This is a genomic window from Mesorhizobium sp., from assembly GCF_017306585.1.
Classification (GTDB): domain Bacteria; phylum Pseudomonadota; class Alphaproteobacteria; order Rhizobiales; family Rhizobiaceae; genus Mesorhizobium.
Genome location: NZ_JAFKIC010000008.1, coordinates 1 through 1,668, shown reverse-complemented (window position 1 = coordinate 1,668; position 1,668 = coordinate 1). Strand labels below are relative to the sequence as shown.

Genomic DNA, 1,668 nt, shown 5'->3' with positions numbered 1-1,668 from the left:
TGTCCCTCCGGCTTTCGCCAATTCTCGACGTTGCAAGGCGAGCGACGGCGCCAAAACTGCCAACCTCCCCCCAAGTGGGGGAGATGTCCGGCAGGACAGAGGGGGGCGCCGTAGAGCGCGGCCCTTGCTATTGGTTCGCTTGCGGCGGCCTAAGCAATGACCACCGCCCCCAAGCTCAAATCCTACCGCGCCAAGCGCGAGTTCTCCAAAACGCCGGAACCCGCCGGCGGGCTGATTTCCGGCGACGGCAACCGCTTCGTCGTCCACAAGCACCACGCCACCGCTGATCACTACGATCTGCGCCTGCAGGTCGGCGACGTGCTGAAGAGCTGGGCGGTGCCGCGCGGGCCGTCGCTGAACCCGGCCGACAAGAGGCTGGCTGTCGAGACCGAGGACCACCCGCTCGAATATATCGACTTCGAGGGCGTCATCCCCGAGGGCGAATATGGCGGCGGGCCGATGATCGTCTGGGACACCGGCACCTGGGCGCCGATGGACGACATCGAGAAAAGCCTGCGCACCGGCGCCTTCAAGTTCCGGCTCTCCGGCGAAAAGCTCAATGGCGGCTGGATGCTGACCCGGCTGAAGCCGAAACCCGGCGAGGACGAGAACAAGAAGAACTGGCTGCTGTTCAAGGAACGCGACCTTGCCGCCGACGCCGAGCTGAACATCCTGGAGGCGCGGCCCGAAAGCGTGAAATCGGGCCTGCGCATCGAGGCGTTGCTGGCCGCCGCGAAGCCGGCCGTGAAGGCCGCGCCCAGGCGGGGCTCGCTCAAGCCCGGCGACTTGCCGGGCGCAGTCAAGGCGCAGGCGCTGAGCCGCATCGAGCCGCAACTGGCCACCCAGGTGCCCAAGCCGCCCGACGGCGAGGATACGGGAGAGGCCTGGCTGCACGAGATAAAATTCGACGGCTACCGCACGATGGCGCATGTCGGCGACGGGCAGGTGCGGCTGATCACCCGTGGCGGCATCGACTGGACGAAACGCTATGGCGACCTTCCGCATGCTTTCGCCAGGTTGCCGTGCCGCGAAGCCATCATCGACGGCGAGATCGTCGTGCTCGACGCCAAGGGCATTTCCCGTTTCGCGCTTTTGCAGGACGCGCTGGCCGAGGGCGCCGGCAGCAAGCTGCATTTCTATGCTTTCGACCTGCTTCACCTCGACGGCTGGGACCTGATGAAGGCGCCACTGATCCGCCGCAAGGCGCTGCTGGCGGAACTGCTCGCCGGCCTCGGCGCCAATTCCGCCATCCAGTTCTCCGACCATGTCGAGGGTTCGGGGCAGGGGCTTTACGACCAGGCGACGGAGTTCGCGCTCGAAGGCGTTGTCTCCAAGCGCGCCACTGCGATCTACCAGAGCGGCCGCACCAAAAGCTGGACCAAGACCAAGGCGCTCCAGAAGGATGATTTCGTCATCGCCGGCTACACCGTTTCCGACGCCGCGGAAGGGCTCGCCGCTCTCGGGCTCGCCGAGTGGCAGGACGGCGAACTGCACTATCGCGGCAAGGTCGGCACCGGCTTCGACGCGCAGACCGCTGCCGACCTGCTCGCCCGGCTGGAGCCACTGACATCTGGCGCGACGGCGCCCGAAGGGGTACCGCGCGAGATCATGCGCGAGATGCACTGGGTGAAGCCGCTGTTTTCGGCCCGCATCCACTATGCCAACCGA

The 1,668-nt window shown here is 66.4% G+C and carries 1 protein-coding gene; it reads left to right on the top strand.

Features of this window, described 5'->3' with window-relative positions; all coding sequences use genetic code 11:
- Positions 1-156: 156 nt before the first annotated feature.
- On the top strand, positions 157-1,668 hold a 1,512-nt coding region (gene ligD / locus J0I79_RS00090), incomplete at its 3' end, for a non-homologous end-joining DNA ligase (RefSeq protein WP_292854137.1).